This is a genomic window from Legionella oakridgensis ATCC 33761 = DSM 21215 (assembly GCF_000512355.1).
Classification (GTDB): Bacteria; Pseudomonadota; Gammaproteobacteria; order Legionellales; family Legionellaceae; genus Legionella_A; species Legionella_A oakridgensis.
Genome location: NZ_CP004006.1, coordinates 1,963,789 through 1,983,602 on the forward strand (window position 1 = coordinate 1,963,789; position 19,814 = coordinate 1,983,602).

The following is a 19,814-nucleotide window of genomic DNA, read 5'->3' on the forward strand; positions in this document are numbered from 1 at the left end:
GATTTATTGCTATGTAGTTAACTTGCAAGGCTGATAGCAAGCCATCGTGAATACATAGGTCATGGTTGATGACAGCCCACATCATCAGAAAAAGATAACCTACTGTTGTTTATGTTTAATAATACTGACTTGCTGCACCACAGGATCCAACCATGGCCCGGAAATTTTATAAGTATAACCACTTATTTTCTGCATGCCATGATTAATAAGCTTGCTAGCCACCCAAGTGGCTATTCCAGCAATAGGACCTCCAGCAATCGTGGCAACCACGGGTAAGCTGGCAGTGATGTGAGGTGAAACCCGTAAGTTTAGATCATACAATTGATTCATTAAATCCAAATCACCCTTCATGCTTGCATAAGCGACCGGCCCATCAATATAACTGTCATCAGTAGTCATAACACCATTTTTAAGGACAAAACTGCCTTTAAAAATATCAAAACTATAGCCATCCTTTGATAAATCGCTAAAATCCAATTTAATACGTCGAGGAATGGTTTGCAGACTTAAAATACTCAACAGTTTTCCTAACCCTAACTTTTCTTCTGTTTCAGGACTTAAATTGGTAATACGGCCATCTTTTAAAATCATACTAAGATTCCCGGAAAGCTTCGTTAATGCAACGTCATAAACAGCAGCAGGCCAACTGCCTTTAAATTCGACCTTGCCATGATGAGCTTCAACCACTGGGGCAATATGCCATTGTTTTAAACTTTGAGTTAAATCATAAATATCCAAACTCCCGTGAATTTCAGTTTGATTTTTCTGAGCTGAAAAATGACGCCAATCACCATTTATGAATAGTTGATAAGAAGGAGCGGTGATTTTACAATAATCAAGCTGCCAATATTTTTTTCTGCTGGTGGTTTTTAAACTCATTTGGCCTAAATTAACATCACCAACATTAAATTGATCGATCGTCAAATCCATATTGGGAATGGTTTCCGGTTCAACCGTACCCATAGAATCAGAATTTCTCTTATTTAAAAAAGAGGGCTTAGGAAGATGCAAATACTTAATATGTCCACTTAAGTTATGCTCTGCTTGCTGATACCTTAAACTGCCCTCAATGTCTTTTTGTTTGATATTTAAAAACCATTCATTTTTACCATGTTTTGTTGCCTTGATGACTAGATTTTCATATTCATGAGTCCAAAACTTGGCCATCCCAAGCTTTACATCCACAAACCGAATGTGCTCAGCCAAATTGGGAGTTCTAGTATCCGCAGGAATTTTCGATAACGTCGCATACCATTGCTGTAAATCGAAAGAAGGCAATGAACCAACCAACAACACATCATCTTTTTTAGGCTCAACGGCATGCCCACTCCCTAACCGAATTTCACCTTTTCTTAATGAAAACGACTGTTTTGTTCTATCAAACCATAAATCGCTGCTTAAGCGATCATCATAATCAAAACGTACTCGAATAGCTTTTTCTGGATTAAAATCCATATCAAGGACTAACGGAGCAGACTCCTCTGAAGATTTTCCTAACGGCGGCGGTAAATCCACTGAGACCCCAGCTAATGAGGACGTTATCTCAATGTGATCCAAATCATTTGGATCATCCGTTAACATCAAGCGACTTTCCATATTTAAATTACCCTGGAGCAGGGAAAAAATTGGAAAATTTAGCTTTTTTTTCAATAAATCAATCGTTGTGCTTCCTTTAATAAGCACTTCTGTGTATGGCTGAGGCTGTTGAAATGATTGAATATGCATGATCACAGAATCGCCTAATAAAGTTGCTTGCAGTGAACTTGCCATGATTCCATGTTCATTGAAGTGCAAATTTCCCGATACATTTTTTAATTCAACATCATCCATCGTATGATGAAAAATCAAATTATTATCATTAAAGGTCACACTGCCACGGGCTAATACATCATCATTTTCAGGATACAGCGGAACCTCCAAACGCAACTCTAATCCTAATGCGCCTTGCACATCCAGCATGTTTAATTTTGCTAAACGAGTGCGTAATGGTGAAGCCAATACAAATGCCCTTACTTTATCCGCCGGTGCCTTCGTCTTTCCATGAATCAGCAATGTTTCTCGATCAAGTCCAATATCATCAATACGTAAATTCAATTGATCAACAGGAACCCCTTGTAAGTCAGCCTGAACAATATCCGCTTCCAGCGTTCTTTTATTAAAACGCAAATAAGCTTCAATATCCCGACTAAGCGGCCATTTGTTAGTAATATACAAATCAGCGCCACTTAGGTAACTGGTGATGGAAAAATCTCCCTCACTCTTATCAAAAGGAAAATTTGCCGGAATTCCTTCCACTTTAATTTGACCACTGGCTTTAGCAATTCGTTTGATGTCTTCTTTCAACCATTCATCAAGTTTAGGTTTTAAATAGTTAGAAGGAATATAGGCAAGCCATTGCTGAGCATTATCTGCAGAAAACTCAGCATTCAGGCGTAAATACCCCGGAGAAGACGAGGAAGGATTATCCAATGCAGCACGAGCACTTAATACCAAATCAGGACGAACCAGAACCATTCTTTCCATATTGATGCGTAATCCATGGCTGAATGTTTTCCACTCAAAGGCAGCGTTGGCCTGTACAAAATCCACGGGCGGCAAATCATGAAACTTAAGCGAGGTATTTTTCGCATCAAGTTCCAAACGGCCCTCCGAAGGCTGCCAATGTAATACACCTGCGAGATTAGCCACAGCCGGCATGCTCGAAGCCTCTTGCCAACCCGCTTCACTAAATTGGGTCAACAAATAAGTGATTTGCTTATCATGCAATTCAAGCTGAGTGTTATGCAATACGCCATACGGTTTGGCTGCTAAAAACGGTAGAGCAGTCTCTGGCCAATCGAATTTCAAATTTAAAATAGGCTCAAGAAATAAAGTCTCGACAAACAGACGGTATGCACCTTGTGATTTACTGTATTCAACCAGTAATTTATTATCGGGCCAACGAAAACCCATCAGATGCATCTTAATTTGATCAGCACTCAACTTCCATCCATCGGCATTAGGTTGCCAGGCAAGATTAGCTCCTAATGATCGAACAAAATAACTGGTTTCCTTAGAAAGATCGCGCCAGGCAAGATGGTGAAAATTCATGCGTGATTGAATTAAATTTAATCCACCCTGAAAAAAATTAAGCCATAACTCAAAACTTCCTTCCCCTCCTTCCAAATGATAAGGCATTTTAGGCAACAATTCTTGCCATTGTGCAGGTAAAAAATGGGATACTGAAATGTAAGCTTCTCCTTTAGTTTTCTCCAAATTGGAAGCATCGATGTACATGTCTGCCAAAATCGACAGTTTGGTGTTCATAGTCTGAGCCAATCTGGCATTTCCCTTAAGGCGATAATGGCCTGAGCGATTGGCAATCGTAAGATTAATATCTTCTAAAGGTAAAAGAGAGCCATTATTTAAATGCACCAAAACTGAAACATGACGCAACATAATTTTCTGTTGCGCCAAAATCCAACCAATTAAAGGTAAATAAGAATCGGGTTCCAATTTCGTCCATTGTTTGCCAAACCCCAAACCATCAATCTGCCAGCGATGATCTACTTCTCGTAACGATAAATGTAAATGATCAATATAGAGAATCCCGGGCTGTATCTGCCAATGCCAAACAGAACTTAACAGATTAATTCCCACCAGCAATTTATTCAATTTCAAGACAGGCTGCTGAGCGTTTGAAACCGTAACCTGATTTAATTTCAATACCGGTTCAAACCAATACCAGCTGGTTTCCATACTGCTTATTGTTACGGGTTGACCAATCAAAGTCGATAAATGCTGTTCAACTTCGCCTTTATATTGCCTTGCCCAAGGTGTTAGCGCACGAAAAAGACTAAATAAAATAGCAAAGCTGATGATAATGACAGCAAAAAATATCCAGCATCGTTTAAAAAATTTGGCCATTACTTTATCGTTTTTGCTCATCTAACTTCCGTAAAAAATCCATTTTTTCAGAAATTTTGCTTTCCAGACCTCTATCTACAGGTTGATACCAACCCGGCTCTTTTATCCCTTCGGGAAAATAGTTTACTCCGGCGGCGTAGCCATAGGGTTCATCATGAGCATAGCGATACGCCTTACCATACTCCAATTGTTTCATTAATGCCGTAGGAGCATTCCGAAGATGCAAAGGCACTTCTCGTGATTTATCACGTTTTACAAAGGCCGCAGCTTGTTGATAAGCTTTATATCCCGCATTGCTTTTTGCAGCAACAGACAGGTAAATGACAGCCTGGGCCAAGGCCAGTTCTCCTTCCGGAGAACCTAAACGCTCATAGGCATCTGCCGCATCATGAACCAATTGCATAGCACGCGGATCTGCAAGTCCAATATCTTCCCACGCCATTCTAATAATTCGTCTTGCAAGATAACGAGGATCTACCCCACCATCCAGCATTCTGCATAACCAATAAAGAGCCGCATCAGGATGAGAGCCGCGTACGGATTTGTGCAATGCTGAAATTTGATCATAAAAATATTCACCACCCTTATCAAAACGTCTAGGGCCTACAGTGAGCACTTGTTGCACAAATTCCGGTTCAATATCCGTTCTATTCAACGTAGCTGCCGCTGTATTCATTTGTTCCAGTAAATTAAGCAAACGCCGTGCGTCCCCATCCGCGTAAGTGATTAATACATCCATTGCTTGCTGCGCAAAGTGCAAATGCGTCAGAACTTTTTTTTGCGCACGCAACAACAACTCTTGCAATTCATTATCTGATAAAGACTTAAGCACATACACTTGCGCCCGAGAAAGAAGTGATGGATTCACTTCAAAAGATGGATTTTCAGTGGTTGCACCAATAAAAGTTACCAAGCCTGATTCAGTATAGGGCAGCAATGCATCCTGCTGAGCTTTGTTAAAACGATGAATCTCATCAATAAATAAAATCGTATGGCGTTTTTTTGCTTGGTGTGTTTTGGCAGCTTCAATGGCGGCGCGAATATCTTTAACACCGGAAAAAACAGCAGACAAGGCAATCCATTCACAATCAAACGCGCTGGCGGTCAATCTTGCAAGGGTTGTTTTCCCAACCCCTGGTGGCCCCCATAAAATCATGGAATGGGGCTTCCCCGATTCAAAAGCAAGACGCAATGGCTTGCCCGCTCCAAGCAAATGCTCTTGTCCGATGACTTCATCAATGGTTGTTGGGCGCAAGGATTCCGCGAGCGGTGTTACCATTGAGCCAGCCGGATCATTCATTGTTTCACCACATCAACGCCCTTCGGAACCTTGAATTTAAATAAATTTGACGCGAGTTTTTGATTTATTTTTATACGATTTAAACGCACAGTCGTATGTTGTCCCAATTGATCAAATAATTCGATGCCACGTAGAGTATTGCCTTCAAAAGCAAGCTTGACTTGCTGAAAATTTGCTTTATTTGATTTTGCATGCAAATCAAAATAGTCATTATTGCCTTTCTTATGTTCAGTGACTTCAAAATCCCGAGCGACAGTATCATCATAACCACTTAAAAAAAGAGCAGCCGTTCCACCAATACCTTTTTCTTGCTTCTTGACCGTTACTTGCTCAAGATCCACATCATAAATCCAAAGTCGTTCACCATCGGCAACCACCAACTGCGGCATGGGGCTTTTAGTTTGCCAGCGAAATCGCCCAGGCCGTTCTAGTGCCATCGTACCCGAAGAATTTGACACTTGCCTTTTCTTAGCCTTAATGACTTGACTGAAATCAGCGCTCATGGTTCGAATTGAATTCAGCTTTTCCTGCAAAACATCACTGGCAGCATTACAAAATGCCTTTTGCATACAAAACAGCAGTACAAATAAAGTTAGTTTTTTCATAATATCTCTCGATAAAATCTAGACTTGCGCTTTGTCGCCAGCCTGGTTCTTCAGTAAACAGTCAAGTCTATAGGTTACATACAACATTAATCTTCAAGTTGTGCCACCAATACATCCCTAAAACCACCCTCCAGAGGGCCCACCAAACCAGCTCTTTCCATTTCTTCAACCAAACGAGCAGCGCGGTTATAACCAATTTTAAATCGTCTTTGCACTGCTGAAATGCTTGCTTTACGAGTTTGAATAACAAATTCAACCGCCTGATCATAAAGCGGGTCAGAGTCTTCCGTCTCCTCCCCTTCTTCACCCCAATTACCTTCCAAACCATCGCCAGTGTGTTGGGTAATTTCTTCAATGTAATCCGGTGTGCCGCGCGCTCGCCAATCGTTTGCAACACAATGCACTTCCATATCGTCAACAAAAGCGCCATGCACGCGTAAGGGAGCACCGGTTCCTGGGGCCAGAAACAACATATCTCCATGTCCCAATAATTGTTCTGCACCCTGTTGATCTAAGATCGTTCGCGAATCAATTTTTGATGACACTTGAAAAGAGATTCTGGTCGGGATATTGGATTTAATCAATCCGGTTAAAACATCCACAGAAGGCCGTTGGGTCGCCAAAATCAAATGAATTCCAGCCGCTCTTGCTTTCTGAGCAATTCGGGCAATTAATTGTTCCACTTTTTTGCCAACAACCATCATCATGTCAGCCAATTCATCAATGATCACCACAATGTATGGTAAAGGCTGCAATTCGGGTGCTTGTTCTTCCATGGAATTGGCTGGTTTCCATAAAGGATCAGCCAACGGCTCGCCTCTTGCTGCCGCTTCTGCCAGTTTTGCATTAAATCCAGATAAATTACGTACACCAAAAAACGCCATTAAGCGGTATCGTCTTTCCATTTCTCCCACACACCAGCGCAATGCACTAGCAGCTTCTTTCATATCCGTCACAACCGGTGTCAACAAATGCGGAATACCATCATAAACGGACAACTCCAACATCTTTGGATCAACCATAATGAGACGAACCTGCTCAGGAGAAGATTTAAACAATAAACTTAATATCATGGCGTTAATCCCAACGGACTTGCCAGATCCGGTCGTTCCTGCGACCAACAAATGCGGCATTTTTGCCAGATCGACAATCATTGGACTTCCAGCGATATCAACCCCTAATGCCAATGTTAATGGTGAATGAGCTTTCTGATAGACGTCGGAGGATAAAACTTCCGATAAACATACGGTGGCACGATTTTGATTTGGCAATTCAATACCCACAACGGTTTTGCCAGGGATAATCTCAACAACCCGTACACTGGTGACTGATAAGGAGCGCGCCAGATCTTTAGAAAGCGCTGTAAGCTTACTGACTTTTATTCCCGCAGCCAATTGCAATTCAAAACGGGTAATAACAGGCCCGGGATGCACCGCAACCACATCGGCTTGTATGCCAAAATCTAATAAATGCTGTTCTACCTCGCGCGACAAAAGTTCAAGCTCCTGATGGCTATAGCCTGCCATAGGTTTGCCTGGTTCTCCCTTGTTAAGCAAACTTAAAGAGGGCATCGTACCAGAAACTTCTGGTTTGCTTGCCAAGCGCTGTTCATTTGCCTTCTTGATTAATACTGGTTGCTCCCGTATTAGAGGCTTTCTTATCGTTGGCGTCTCTTTATTTACTTTATCTACATTTACCTTATCTGCTTTTATGATTGGCATGGTAGAAACTTTTATTTTTTCAGACCGTTTCTGCAAGTGAAATTTTTTAAGCAACGCCACGGCAGATAAAAACAGGCGAGAACTGCTAACAACACCGTGAGTCAGCCAGCGAATGATAACCAGAGTATAACAACCGATAAATTCAGTTACATAAACCCAAGACAGGCCTGTCAACCAAGTTACCCCAACCAATAACATGGCAAACTGGAGAAGCGTCGCACCTTGAACATTGAGGCCTTTGCTTAAAAAAAAGGCAACATAGTACCCAAGATATCCTCCTGGAAGATGAGCAATTCCATGCGAAGCCGCATGCAATTCCAGAGAAAACAAACCACAACCACCACATAATAAAAAGACAAGACCGACGCCACGCAGCAGTAACATGGCCTTATTTACCGTACGCAAAGCACGATGGTCTTTTAAAATCATCCAGGCTACATAGGCAAAACAAACCGGAAGAAGGTAAGCAAGATATCCAAAACTCAAATAAAGTGCATCGGCAATATAAGCACCAACCTGCCCACCGGCATTGGCTATTTCAGAAGAATCTGCGATATGCATCCACCCGGGATCGTTCATACGATAGGTAAGTAAAGACAGCAACACAAATAAAGCCACAGTCAGCACTAAAATAAAACTGCCTTCACTGATTCGTTTCATGAAAAAATGCGGCGTAGCTGCTTTAGGGGTAGCAGCTTTGTTACCCTTACGCTGTTTTGTCATAGGTATTTTAAAGCAACATGATTTATCATACTATCGTCATCTTAACATAAATATTTTTGCACAGAATAAAAAACAGGTTATTTAAAGGTAGAAAAATGAGCTCACCCAACCATCATCGCCTCATCATCCTTGGTTCCGGACCCGCAGGTTATACAGCCGCAATCTATGCTGCCCGCGCGAATTTAAACCCTGTCCTTATCACAGGCATGCAGCCTGGAGGACAGCTGACCACCACCACCGATGTCGACAACTGGCCTGGAGACGTTGAAGGATTACAAGGGCCTGCATTAATGGAACGCATGCAACAACACGCCGAACGCTTCCAAACAACGATTATTTTTGACCATATCATCGAAGCCGATCTGCGCAGACGCCCGTTTGTCTTAAGTGGGGATAGCGAAAAATACACCTGCGATGCGTTAATTATTGCCACAGGAGCATCTGCCCGCTATTTAGGTCTGGAGTCAGAAAAAGCTTATCAAGGCCGCGGGGTTTCTGCCTGCGCCACTTGTGATGGATTTTTTTACCGTAATAAGCATGTCTGTGTTATAGGAGGCGGCAATACTGCTGTTGAAGAAACGTTATATTTATCGAATCTCGCCGCATCAGTGACATTAATACACCGTCGTGACACCCTACGTTCAGAAAAAATTCTGCAGGATAAGTTGTTTGAAAAAGCTCGCACTGGAAACATAAAACTGTTATGGAATCACACGTTGCAAGAAGTGCTTGGGGATGGCATGAAAGTAACTGGCGTTCGAGTACGCCATGTTCTTACCAATCAACAAGACGACGTGAACGTAGATGGCGTATTTATTGCCATCGGTCATACACCAAATACCGAATTATTTAAGGGACAGCTGGACATGAACGATGGTTATTTAGCCATTCGCTCAGGTCTAAATGGCATGGCCACCGCAACCAATATTCCTGGAGTATTTGCTTGCGGCGACGTTGCTGATCATGTGTATCGCCAAGCAATCACCTCCGCTGGCTTTGGTTGCATGGCAGCACTGGATGCTGAAAAATATCTTGATTCCTTAGGCGGTTAATTATTAAACCGATACTACTGGCTCAAAACGAACTCACCTTTCCCGATCCTGAAACCAGCGATTCCCAAGGATTACTGGCAATTGGGGGCGATTTGTCAGCAGAGCGTTTATTAACCGCCTATCGCCAGGGAATATTTCCCTGGTTTAATCCTGGTTACCCTATTTTATGGTGGTCTCCAGATCCTCGCCTTATTTTAAAACCTACCTCATTTAAACCATCGCGCAGCTTGAAACAATCACTAAAGAAACCATTTCATTTTACCATAGATACTGCCTTTTCTACTGTCATCCATGCCTGCGCCACCAGCTATGGCCGTCTTAATAATACCTGGATAACAACCGACATGACAGAAGCCTATACCAGGTTATATACCATGGGTTATGCTCATTCTTTTGAAGTATGGCTTGAAGATAGCTTGGCCGGTGGATTATATGGAATCAGTCTGGGACATGTGTTTTTTGGGGAATCCATGTTTCATGAAGTTCGCGATGCATCCAAGTTGGCTCTTTATTATTTATGTCAAACCCTCTCCAGCTGGGGATTTGATTTTATTGATTGTCAATTGCCCACAGCACACTTGCAACGTTTAGGAGCAGAAATCATTAGCCGTCATCAGTTTCTCAAACTCTTAAAAAACAGTTTGCAATACCCAACCCGCCAGGGACAATGGACAAATCAAACCAGTTGATATTAGGGTCCGCCGAGTGAATGATCCACTTCGGTTTTTTTATGATTAAATTGACATTAATTGCCATTTTCTTTGTTTTAGGGCACTATTTGCACTTTACTGTCTTTATTACTGCATATCATGCAGGGTTTATATTAATTCCGGGAGAACTATGGCAAAAGAAGATCATATTGAGATGCAGGGTACCGTCATCGATACACTGCCTAATACCATGTTTCGTGTAGAACTTGAAAACGGTCACATTGTTACCGCTCATATTTCTGGGCGCATGCGTAAAAACTACATTCGAATCTTAACGGGTGATAAAGTAAAAGTTGAATTAACGCCTTATGATTTGACGAAAGGCCGCATTATTTTTCGTGATAAAAATTAAGATTTCTTCTTGGCAATTTTAGTTTTCCCTCCTGTTTTTTTGCGGTACCACCATTGCAAGCTTTTATAGCCCCCTCCTTTTAAAAGGGGGCATATTCCATGCCCAATCATTGCTGCTAACTGCCTGCAATCGTCATTTCCTCGATTAACACAGAGCCACAGCGTGTGGCTATATTCGGATTGATATCACGACCAATGGCAGCAATCGTACGAAACATGGTGGTTAAATTACCCGCAATTGTTATTTCTTCAACAGGATATTGAATTTCACCCCCTTCAATCCAAAACCCACTGGCGCCTCGAGAATAATCACCGGTTAAAATATTAATTCCTTGTCCCATCAGTTCGGTCACTAACAATCCTTTATCCATTTTTTTAATAAATCCTGCAAATCTCCCGCAGTCGGGTCGATCGTTAAATTAAACACTCCACCACTATTTGCAGTGGTCTTTAATCCTAATCTCCGTGCAGAATAACTGCCCAGAACATATTGACAAAGCTTGCCTTCGTTGACGAATGTATTATTTCGCGTTGGCACACCCTCTCCATCAAGTGGTGAACTCCCCAGACCACGCAATAAATACGGTTGTTCATGAATATGGATTTCTTTGGGAAAAATCTGTTTTCCAATGGCATCCAGCAAAAAAGAATTTTTGCGATAAAGATTTGAACCACTAATGGCACTGATAAACGTTGAAAACAACCCATGGGAAAGCCGAGAAGAAAAAATTACCGGTGTTTTTTGCGTTTTTACTTTTCGTGCCCCAAGACGACTGACAGCACGCTTGGCCGCACTTTTAGCCAAAAGATCAAGCGGTAACAAATCATTAAAATGCCTCGCCGTTGTATAATCATAATCACGCTGCATTCCCTCTTCATCTTTGGCAATGAGTGAACAGCTGACACTATGACGACTGCTGTGAAGAACACCTTCACAACCATAACTGTTTGCATAGCCATGTGAAAAAGTATAAGTCGACAAATGAACGCCATCGGAATTGCTAATTCTTTTATCGGTAGCCAAGGCCGTTTGTTCGCAAGCCAGGGCTTTCTCGATGGCTTCCGATGGAGTGATTGCCCAAGGATGAAATAAATCCAGGTTAGGGTAATGATTATTGATCAATTCCCGGTCTGCCAGCCCAAAACAAGGATCTTCGGCACTGACCCGCGCAATATCACAAGCCGCCGAAACCATAGCTTCAATGGCAGCTGGTGATGTATCCGTACTGCTTGCGCCTCCTTTGCGATGACCAATGTATACCGTGACACTTAGTCCTTTATCTTCACTGAATTGAACCGTTTCCACCTCACCCATACGCACATCGACTGAAAAACCACGATCGACATTCATGCCTACTGCGGCATCACTGGCACCTAGCCGAACCGCGCATTTTAATACGTTTTGCATAATTTCCTTTAATTCGCCGGTTGACTTATCCAAGGCTGAATTGCTATTTTGCAGTAATGTTTGCATAACGTTCCCATTGCATTGAAAGTTTGTACACAAGGATACAAGATTAATATGCTTAGGCAAACCATTGACTTAAGGCAAAGACTAAAATCGCTTATTTTATTAGTTACGCTTTTATTGGTAACCCCTTTGAGTTTTGCTGATAATTGGCGGGAACTTGCCCCGGGTATTCAATATCGTGACTTAAGCGCAAGCGTATTAAATCCATGGTCTCATATTCATGTGTTCCGCATTGATTTGAAAAAAAATCAATTTGATTTGGTCATGGCCAAGCAATTATCTCAAAAACATGCATCAACCGATGAATTTGCTCGACACAGTGATGCCTTGATTGCCATTAATGGTGGATTTTTTGACCGAGACTATCATTCTCTCGGTTTACGAATTAGTAATCACCAACAACATAATCCATTAAAACGGATCAGTTGGTGGGGAATATTTTATATCAAAGGCCAAAAACCTCATTTATCTGGCCCACGGCAATTTAGACATGACCGAAACATTGATTTTGCATTGCAAAGTGGCCCGCGTCTTTTGGTCGATGGACAAATCCCGCCGCTTAAACCTGGCATTGCCGAACGCTCTGCCCTTGGTATTACCTCCAACAACGACGTGATCATCCTGGTGACGGACAACACGCCCATGACCACCAAAACATTAGCTGAACTCATGAAATCACCACCACTTAACTGTAAAGACGCTCTTAATCTGGATGGCGGAAGTTCCAGTCAACTGACAGCAAACATCGGTTCGTTTCAATTGAATGTACATGGTTTTTCCAACATCAGTGATGCAGTCATCGTCCGACCACGTCTTCCTTAATGTAGGTATCCCTCTTAAATACCCACATTTTATCCACAGCATATCCTTGGGTTATTCTCTTGAAATCAAATTCAAAACACATTATCTTGTTAGTTCAATCTATTTAACATCTATATATTGTGTTTTGCTATAATATTAATATGTGATATTGCCATAAGCTGTTGACAATATTCACCTTCCCAGGAGAAAACATGTCTGAGATACTTGAACCAGTAAAAGACCTACCCAAGCAAAGCCAACTGGAATTAACCGCAAACACACCGGGTTTGCTAAAAACGATCAAACGAAATGGCAAAGTCGTCCATTATGATGAAAGCAAAATAAAAGTAGCCATTACCAAAGCGTTTATTGCTGTCGAAGGTGGGAACGCCGCAGCTTCTAACCGCATTCATCAACAAATTGATGAATTAGCTCAACAAATTACTCAAACCTTTAAACGACGTCTGCCAAGTGGTGGAACCATTCATATTGAAGACATTCAAGATCAGGTCGAACTGGCTTTAATGCGTAATAGCCAATACAAAATAGCCCGTGCCTATGTTCTTTATCGTGAAGAACGGCGAAAAGCTCGCGCGACAGAATTAAAACAACAAGCGAGCGACAAGCAAGTTCCTTTAATCACCATGCCGGATGGCGAGCTCGTTCCCTTGGATATGGAGCGTGTACACACCATTGTTGCAGAAGCATGCCGTGAACTTACCAACGTTAAAACTGAACCTGTTATAAAAGATGCCTTACGTAATTTATATAATCAGGCCAGTTTGGATGATGTTCATAAAGCATTAATTATGGCAGCCCGTGCCCTGGTTGAGACTGAACCCAACTATACATTCGTCAGCGCCCGTTTACTGCTTGATAGTTTACGTTCCGAAGCCCTTAGCCTGCTTGAAATACAAAATGAAGCAACCTTTGATGAAATGGCTTCTCTTTATCCAGCCTATTTCAAATCCTACATTGCCAAAGGCATTCAACAAGGCATGCTTGATCCAAAACTTGGTGAATTTGATCTGGATAAACTCGCAAACGCATTATTGCCCGAGCGTGATATGCAATTCACCTACTTAAGCTTACAAACGCTTTATGACCGCTACTTTATTCATGAACACAGTGTACGCTATGAATTACCCCAGGCTTTTTTCATGCGAGTTGCCATGGGACTTGCAATCCGTGAGCACGAGAAAGAAGAGAAAGCCATTGAATTTTATAGTTTGCTCTCATCCTTCGACTATATGGCATCAACACCAACCTTGTTCAACTCTGGCACTGTGCGTCCTCAATTATCCAGTTGCTATTTAACCACCGTTCCTGATGATCTGGATGGCATTTACAGCGCCATTAAAGACAATGCCCTATTATCAAAATTTGCTGGGGGATTAGGCAACGACTGGACACCAGTAAGAGCAATGGGTTCTCATATCAAAGGAACCAATGGTAAATCACAGGGCGTAGTTCCCTTTTTAAATGTTGCTGATGCAACGGCCATTGCCGTTAATCAGGGCGGTAAACGTAAAGGCGCCGTCTGTGCCTACCTTGAGTGTTGGCATCGTGATGTAGAAGAATTTCTCGAATTACGCAAAAACACGGGCGACGATCGGCGTCGGACTCACGACATGAATACAGCATTGTGGGTTCCTGACTTATTCATGAAGCGCGTGCATGAACAAGGAGATTGGACGCTGTTTTCACCTGATGAAGTGCCCAATTTACATGATCAATACGGTAATTCTTTTGAAACCTTATATCTGGACTATGAAGAAAAAGCCCGTCTTGGCAAAATCAAAAATGTAAAGACCATTCCAGCCATCAAATTATGGCGTAAAATGTTGTCCATGCTCTTTGAAACCGGCCATCCCTGGTTAACCTTTAAGGATGCCTGCAATTTGCGCTCTCCTCAACAGCATGCAGGAGTCATTCACAGTTCAAATTTATGTACAGAAATTACACTTAATACCTCGAAAGATGAAATTGCTGTTTGTAACTTAGGCAGTATAAACTTGCCTGCCCACATCAAAGCAGGCAAGCTGGATGGAGAAAAATTGCAACAAACCATCAAGACTGCCATTCGCATGTTGGATAATGTGATTGATATTAACTACTATTCCGTTCCCCAAGCACGTAATTCCAACCTGAAACATCGTCCAATTGGCTTAGGTTTGATGGGATTTCAAGACGCGTTGTATCAACTTAAATTGGATTATGCCTCCGAAGAAGCCGTTGAGTTTGCTGATACCTCGATGGAACTTATCAGTTACTATGCCATTGAAGCTTCTTGCGAGTTGGCCAAAGAGCGCGGTCGCTATTCAAGCTATGAAGGGTCTTTATGGAGTAAAGGCATCCTTCCCATTGATTCTATTAATTTGCTGCAGCAAGCACGTGGACAACATTTAAAGCAAGATCGTTCACAACGCTTGGATTGGGAATCATTACGCATTAAAGTCCGCACTCAAGGTATGCGTAACTCCAATGTCATGGCCATCGCTCCAACCGCAACCATTTCCAATATTTGTGGAGTTTCACAATCCATTGAACCGACTTATCAGAACCTGTATGTAAAATCAAATCTGTCCGGTGAATTTACGGTGGTCAATCCTTATCTGGTGGCCGATTTGAAAGCCCTGAACCTGTGGGATGAGGTGATGGTCAATGATTTGAAATACTTTAATGGCAGCGTGCAACCGATCAGCCGTGTGCCAGCAGAATTAAAAGCCCGCTATGCAACCGCTTTTGAAATTGACCCAATCTGGCTGGTTGAAGCCGGTTCACGACGGCAAAAATGGCTGGATCAAGCCCAATCTTTAAACATTTACATGGCAAAACCATCGGGCAAAAAACTTGACGAACTATATCGCCTGGCTTGGGTTCGTGGCTTAAAAACCACTTACTATTTACGCAGTGTAGGTGCCAGTAATGCTGAAAAATCAACCGTCACAGATGGCGCATTGAATGCTGTTAAAATCAATGAACCAAAGGCCTGTTCTATTACAGATCCTGACTGTGAAGCTTGCCAATAAGGAGAAATCTATGACCAGCGAACAATTACAACAATCAAAAGCTGCGAAATCACTTGGTGCAACCGGCCTGGAAGCCCTCGAAATGGGGGCTGGTCGCATCCAAGTCGACGATAAAAAAATTATTAATTGTCGGGCTGATTTAAATCAATTAGTGCCTTTCAAATACACTTGGGCATGGGAAAAGTATCTAACGGCTTGTGCTAACCATTGGATGCCTAATGAAATCAGCATGAGTGCTGATCTGGCCTTGTGGAATGATCCAAACGGTTTATCTAACGATGAACGTTTAATTATTAAGCGCAATCTGGGCTTTTTTTCAACCGCAGACTCCCTGGTTGCCAATAACTTGGTATTGGCTGTTTACCGCCATATCACCAATCCTGAATGTCGGCAATATCTCTTGCGGCAAGCGTTTGAAGAAGCATTACATACGCACGCTTATCAATACGTGATTGAAAGCTTAGGTTTAAATGAAGCAGAAGTATTTAACATGTATCGCGAAATTCCATCCGTGGCTACCAAAGCCGCCTGGGCTTTACCATTTACCCAAAGTTTAAGCGATCCAAACTTCCGTACAGGTACACCTGAAAACGATCAACGTCTGTTACGAGACTTGATTGCCTTTTACGTGGTTTTTGAAGGTATTTTCTTCTACGTCGGCTTCACCCAGATTTTATCCATGGGCAGACGCAACAAGATGGTTGGGACTTCTGAACAATTTCAGTACATTTTACGTGACGAATCCATGCACATGAACTTCGGTATTGATGTGATTAATCAAATTAAAATTGAAAATCCACATTTATGGACACCGCAATTTAAAAACGAAATGATTCACATGATTAAAGAAGGCGTGGAGTTAGAATATCAATACGCTAAAGACACGATGCCACATGGTATCTTGGGCATGAACGCCGGCATGTTTGAAGAATACCTGCATTTCATTGCCAATCGTCGTTTAAATCAAATTGGTTTACCAGAGCAATATCCTGGTGCCGAAAATCCATTCCCCTGGATGAGCGAAATGATGGATTTGAAAAAAGAGAAAAACTTCTTTGAAACCCGAGTCATTGAGTATCAAGCTGGCGGTACATTAAGTTGGGATGATGAAGATAATTAATCCCTCCCGTGTACCCTGGTTAACGCGCAAGTGGTAACCGGGTTTACGAAGGACAATCCCCTGGATATCGCTTGGCGTTATCCAGGCTACGAACCGCGATGAAGATAATTAATCTCCCTTGTAGCCTGGTTAGCGCGTGAGCGGTAACCGGGTTTACAAGAGCAATCTCCCGAATATCGCTTCGCGTTATCCAGGTGACATTTTTAAAAATCAAACGCTTATACGCAAATGGGGAAACAAGATCACGTCGCGAATGGAAGGTGAATCCGTAAATAACATCACTAAACGATCAATTCCTATACCCTCGCCAGCAGTTGGTGGCATTCCATATTCCAACGCTTCGATATAATCGCTGTCATAATGCATGGCTTCCAAATCTCCGGCCTCTTTTTCTTCAACCTGTTTTTGAAAACGAACCGCTTGATCATCTGGATCATTAAGTTCTGAAAAACCATTCGCAATTTCACGACCGGCGATAAAAAATTCAAAACGATCAGTAACCTCTGGATTGATTTCATTGCAACGTGCTAAAGGAGAAACCTCCGTTGGATATTCGGTGATAAAGGTTGGTTGAATTAACTGATGTTCAACAGTTTCTTCAAATAAAATCATTTGCAATTTGCCCAACCCATCCGTTTTCTTATAAGCAAAACCAAACTTATCCAACAAGACCCGACAATCTTCAATGGTTTCCAACTGCACGGCCTGCAACTCAGGATGAAATTTTAAAATGGCCTCTTTAATGCTCATGCGAAGAAAAGGTTTCGTGAAGTCAATGACTTGCCCCTGATACTCAATTTGACGACTGCCTACTACCTCATCACAGAGAAAACGCAGTAACTCTTCCGTAAAATCCATCAAATCATGATACGTTGCATACGCTTCATAAAACTCCATCATGGTAAATTCCGGATTATGGCGCGTCGAGATTCCTTCATTACGGAAATTACGATTAATTTCATACACACGCTCAAATCCCCCGACCACCAGCCGTTTCAAATATAACTCAGGAGCAATACGTAAAAACATTTGCATCGCCAAGGTATTATGGTGAGTAATAAAAGGACGAGCCAAAGCACCACCTGGTATAGGGTGCATCATTGGCGTTTCCACTTCCAAAAATTGATGCCCATCCATAAACTGCCGGCAAGCGCGGATTAAATGCGAACGGGTTAAAAATACTTTACGGCTCTCTTCATTAGCAATCAAATCCACATAGCGTTTACGATAACGCATTTCTTGATCCGCAAGTCCATGAAACTTGTCAGGCAATGGTCGTAATGATTTGGTTAACAATTCAACATGCTCGGCATGAACCGTTAATTCACCGGTATTCGTTTTAAATAATTCACCTCTTATACCAACGATGTCTCCCAAATCCCAATGTTTGAATTGCTCATAAATTTCCGGAACGTCATTTTGTCGGACATAAATTTGCAGACGTCCAGATACATCCTGTATATGAAAAAAACTTGCTTTGCCCATGATACGACGCAAGACAATACGGCCAGCAACCACAACATTAACATGCTTATCCGCCAAGTCTTCCTTGGTGGTTTCACCATATTGCTCCATTAGATCTTGTGCCAAATGCTGGCGTTGGAATTGATTAGGGAAATTAAACCCTTTCTCCCGCAATTGTGCCAATTTCTGTTTGCGGATTTGGTAAACTTCGCTTTCGTCGATGTGTTCTTCTATCATACTGCCCCTACTCCTGCTTTTAAGCTAGCTTCGATAAATGGATCGAGATCACCATCGAGAACAGCCTGTGTGTTACTTGTTTCCACGCCTGTGCGTAAATCTTTAATACGTGATTGATCCAGCACGTATGAGCGAATCTGGGAACCCCAGCCAATATCCGATTTGGTTGCCTCTAACGCTTGCTGGGCCGCGTTTTTCTTTTGCATTTCCAGCTCATACAGTTTGGCACGCAATTGCTTCATGGCCTGATCTTTATTTTTATGTTGGCTGCGATCAGTCTGACATTGCACCACAATGCCAGTTGGCTCGTGTGTGATGCGCACAGCGGAATCCGTTCGGTTTACATGCTGACCACCGGCACCAGAAGCCCGGTACGTGTCAATACGCAAATCTGCAGGATTAATTTCAATATCAATGTCATCATCCACTTCTGGTGACACAAATACGGCAGCAAAAGAAGTATGACGACGATTCCCTGAATCAAAAGGCGATTTTCTTACAAGTCGGTGGACACCCGTTTCAGTGCGCAGCCACCCATAGGCAAACTCACCGGTAAAATGAATGGTCGCACTTTTTATTCCAGCCACTTCGCCAGCAGAACATTCCACCAACTCCGTTTCGAAACCATGCTGCTCGCCCCAACGTAAATACATCCTAAGTAGCATTTCAGCCCAATCCTGTGCTTCTGTTCCACCAGAACCTGATTGAATATCCAAGAATGCGTTAGAATTATCCATTTTACCAGAAAACATGCGTCGAAATTCAAGTGTTTCCACTTGTCGAGCGACCATAACCATTTCCTCTGCAACATCATGGATGGCTTGCTCATCTTCTTCAGCACGCGCCAATTCAAACAATTCCGACAAATCAGAAATAGCTTGACTTAACGCTTGTAATTGATGCACCACCCCTTCCAGCTGCGCGCGCTCGCGTCCTAATGCTTGCGCCTGTTCTGGATTTTCCCAGATATTCGGAGATTCCAGCTCTCGCGCCACTTCTTCCAAACGTTCACGTTTCTTATCGAAGTCAAAGATACCCCCGAAGCGCTTCGACTCGCTTTTCCAAATCGGCCAGAGTAATATTAATTTGATTGACTTCTAACATAAGTAATCAGCCTTAATTATCATTAATAGGGCGATATTCTACAAGGAAAGGCCTATTCTGGCCATAGAATTGATGGTTTACCCTTAAAGCCGCCAACTATCTAACTTGATTTGTCATGTAAATAAAATCCTTTAAAAACACTTGTGTTATCAGAGTAATGCGTTCGGAAAAAAATTCATCGCAAACTATAGGGATGACGTTACCGGAAACCAACTGC

The 19,814-nt window shown here is 42.3% G+C and carries 12 protein-coding genes and 1 pseudogene; 6 read left to right on the forward strand and 7 right to left on the reverse strand.

The genetic code is table 11. The annotated features are described in order from the left end of the window. Nucleotides 1-99: 99 nt before the first annotated feature. From LOA_RS09600 to LOA_RS09615, 4 genes are all read right to left on the reverse strand, one after another. A complete protein-coding gene (locus tag LOA_RS09600; RefSeq protein ID WP_025386149.1) occupies nt 100-3,927 on the reverse strand; it encodes a YhdP family protein in 3,828 nt (1,275 codons plus the stop codon). Continuing rightward, nucleotides 3,911-5,206 carry a replication-associated recombination protein A gene (locus LOA_RS09605; RefSeq protein WP_025386150.1) on the reverse strand — a complete coding sequence of 432 codons (1,296 nt, stop codon included), beginning with the start codon at nt 5,204-5,206 and terminating at the stop codon, nt 3,911-3,913. Before LOA_RS09605 ends, LOA_RS09600 begins: the two co-directional genes overlap by 17 nt. Continuing rightward, nucleotides 5,203-5,811, reverse strand: coding sequence for an outer membrane lipoprotein periplasmic chaperone LolA (gene lolA, locus LOA_RS09610; protein ID WP_025386151.1), 609 nt, complete (start codon nt 5,809-5,811; stop codon nt 5,203-5,205). The genes LOA_RS09605 and lolA overlap by 4 nt, the downstream gene beginning before the upstream one ends. An 86-nt stretch (nt 5,812-5,897) precedes the next feature. Beyond that, a complete protein-coding gene (locus LOA_RS09615) occupies nt 5,898-8,255 on the reverse strand; it encodes a DNA translocase FtsK (protein WP_025386152.1) in 2,358 nt (785 codons plus the stop codon). 95 nt (nt 8,256-8,350) lie between these two features. Here LOA_RS09615 and trxB point away from each other — a divergent pair, with 95 nt between their 5' ends. The 3 genes from trxB to infA all read left to right on the forward strand — a co-directional run bounded on the left by trxB (nt 8,351) and on the right by infA (nt 10,369). Continuing rightward, on the forward strand, nt 8,351-9,307 hold the full coding sequence (trxB, locus tag LOA_RS09620; protein WP_025386153.1) for a thioredoxin-disulfide reductase: 957 nt from the start codon (nt 8,351-8,353) through the stop codon (nt 9,305-9,307). Nucleotides 9,308-9,324: 17 nt separating this feature from the next. After that, nucleotides 9,325-9,996 (forward strand): leucyl/phenylalanyl-tRNA--protein transferase, encoded by a 672-nt coding sequence (gene aat / locus LOA_RS09625; protein ID WP_025386154.1) that lies wholly within the window; start codon nt 9,325-9,327, stop codon nt 9,994-9,996. Nucleotides 9,997-10,147: 151 nt separating this feature from the next. Then, nucleotides 10,148-10,369: a translation initiation factor IF-1 gene (gene infA, locus LOA_RS09630; protein WP_025386155.1), complete on the forward strand. Its 222-nt coding sequence runs from the start codon at nt 10,148-10,150 to the stop codon at nt 10,367-10,369. A 115-nt stretch (nt 10,370-10,484) separates the two neighbouring features. On the opposite strand, the pseudogene pmbA reads toward infA, so the two are convergent. After that, nucleotides 10,485-11,842 (reverse strand): annotated as a pseudogene (gene pmbA, locus LOA_RS09635) (metalloprotease PmbA). A 48-nt stretch (nt 11,843-11,890) separates the two neighbouring features. Here pmbA and LOA_RS09640 point away from each other — a divergent pair. The 3 genes from LOA_RS09640 to LOA_RS09650 all read left to right on the forward strand — a co-directional run bounded on the left by LOA_RS09640 (nt 11,891) and on the right by LOA_RS09650 (nt 16,792). Then, complete coding sequence (locus LOA_RS09640) at nt 11,891-12,661, forward strand: phosphodiester glycosidase family protein (protein WP_025386156.1); 771 nt, start codon at nt 11,891-11,893, stop codon at nt 12,659-12,661. 191 nt (nt 12,662-12,852) lie between these two features. Next, nucleotides 12,853-15,672 (forward strand): ribonucleoside-diphosphate reductase subunit alpha, encoded by a 2,820-nt coding sequence (locus tag LOA_RS09645; protein ID WP_025386157.1) that lies wholly within the window; start codon nt 12,853-12,855, stop codon nt 15,670-15,672. Between the two features lie 10 nt (nt 15,673-15,682). Continuing rightward, on the forward strand, nt 15,683-16,792 hold the full coding sequence (locus LOA_RS09650) for a ribonucleotide-diphosphate reductase subunit beta (protein ID WP_025386158.1): 1,110 nt from the start codon (nt 15,683-15,685) through the stop codon (nt 16,790-16,792). Nucleotides 16,793-17,002: 210 nt separating this feature from the next. On the opposite strand, the gene lysS is transcribed toward LOA_RS09650, so the two are convergent. Then, the gene (lysS, locus tag LOA_RS09655) at nt 17,003-18,493 is read right to left on the reverse strand and encodes a lysine--tRNA ligase (RefSeq protein ID WP_025386159.1); all 1,491 of its coding nucleotides are present in this window, start codon (nt 18,491-18,493) and stop codon (nt 17,003-17,005) included. Further along, nucleotides 18,490-19,597, reverse strand: a protein-coding gene (gene prfB, locus LOA_RS09660; protein WP_118996661.1) for a peptide chain release factor 2 whose coding sequence is annotated in 2 segments (ribosomal slippage) — nt 18,490-19,521 and nt 19,523-19,597 — 1,107 coding nt in all. Because the reading frame shifts where the segments join, the coding sequence is not laid out codon by codon here. The genes lysS and prfB overlap by 4 nt, the downstream gene beginning before the upstream one ends. Nucleotides 19,598-19,814 lie beyond the last annotated feature (217 nt).

What these genes read in the sequence shown, in the direction of transcription:
- lysS (WP_025386159.1), bottom strand. Translation starts at nt 18,493, where the DNA reads ATGATAGAAGAACACATCGACGAAAGCGAAGTTTACCAAATCCGCAAA.
- LOA_RS09600 (WP_025386149.1), bottom strand. Translation starts at nt 3,927, where the DNA reads ATGAGCAAAAACGATAAAGTAATGGCCAAATTTTTTAAACGATGCTGG.
- LOA_RS09640 (WP_025386156.1), top strand. Translation starts at nt 11,891, where the DNA reads ATGCTTAGGCAAACCATTGACTTAAGGCAAAGACTAAAATCGCTTATT.
- lolA (WP_025386151.1), bottom strand. Translation starts at nt 5,811, where the DNA reads ATGAAAAAACTAACTTTATTTGTACTGCTGTTTTGTATGCAAAAGGCA.
- LOA_RS09650 (WP_025386158.1), top strand. Translation starts at nt 15,683, where the DNA reads ATGACCAGCGAACAATTACAACAATCAAAAGCTGCGAAATCACTTGGT.
- LOA_RS09615 (WP_025386152.1), bottom strand. Translation starts at nt 8,255, where the DNA reads ATGACAAAACAGCGTAAGGGTAACAAAGCTGCTACCCCTAAAGCAGCT.
- LOA_RS09645 (WP_025386157.1), top strand. Translation starts at nt 12,853, where the DNA reads ATGTCTGAGATACTTGAACCAGTAAAAGACCTACCCAAGCAAAGCCAA.
- LOA_RS09605 (WP_025386150.1), bottom strand. Translation starts at nt 5,206, where the DNA reads ATGAATGATCCGGCTGGCTCAATGGTAACACCGCTCGCGGAATCCTTG.
- infA (WP_025386155.1), top strand. Translation starts at nt 10,148, where the DNA reads ATGGCAAAAGAAGATCATATTGAGATGCAGGGTACCGTCATCGATACA.
- trxB (WP_025386153.1), top strand. Translation starts at nt 8,351, where the DNA reads ATGAGCTCACCCAACCATCATCGCCTCATCATCCTTGGTTCCGGACCC.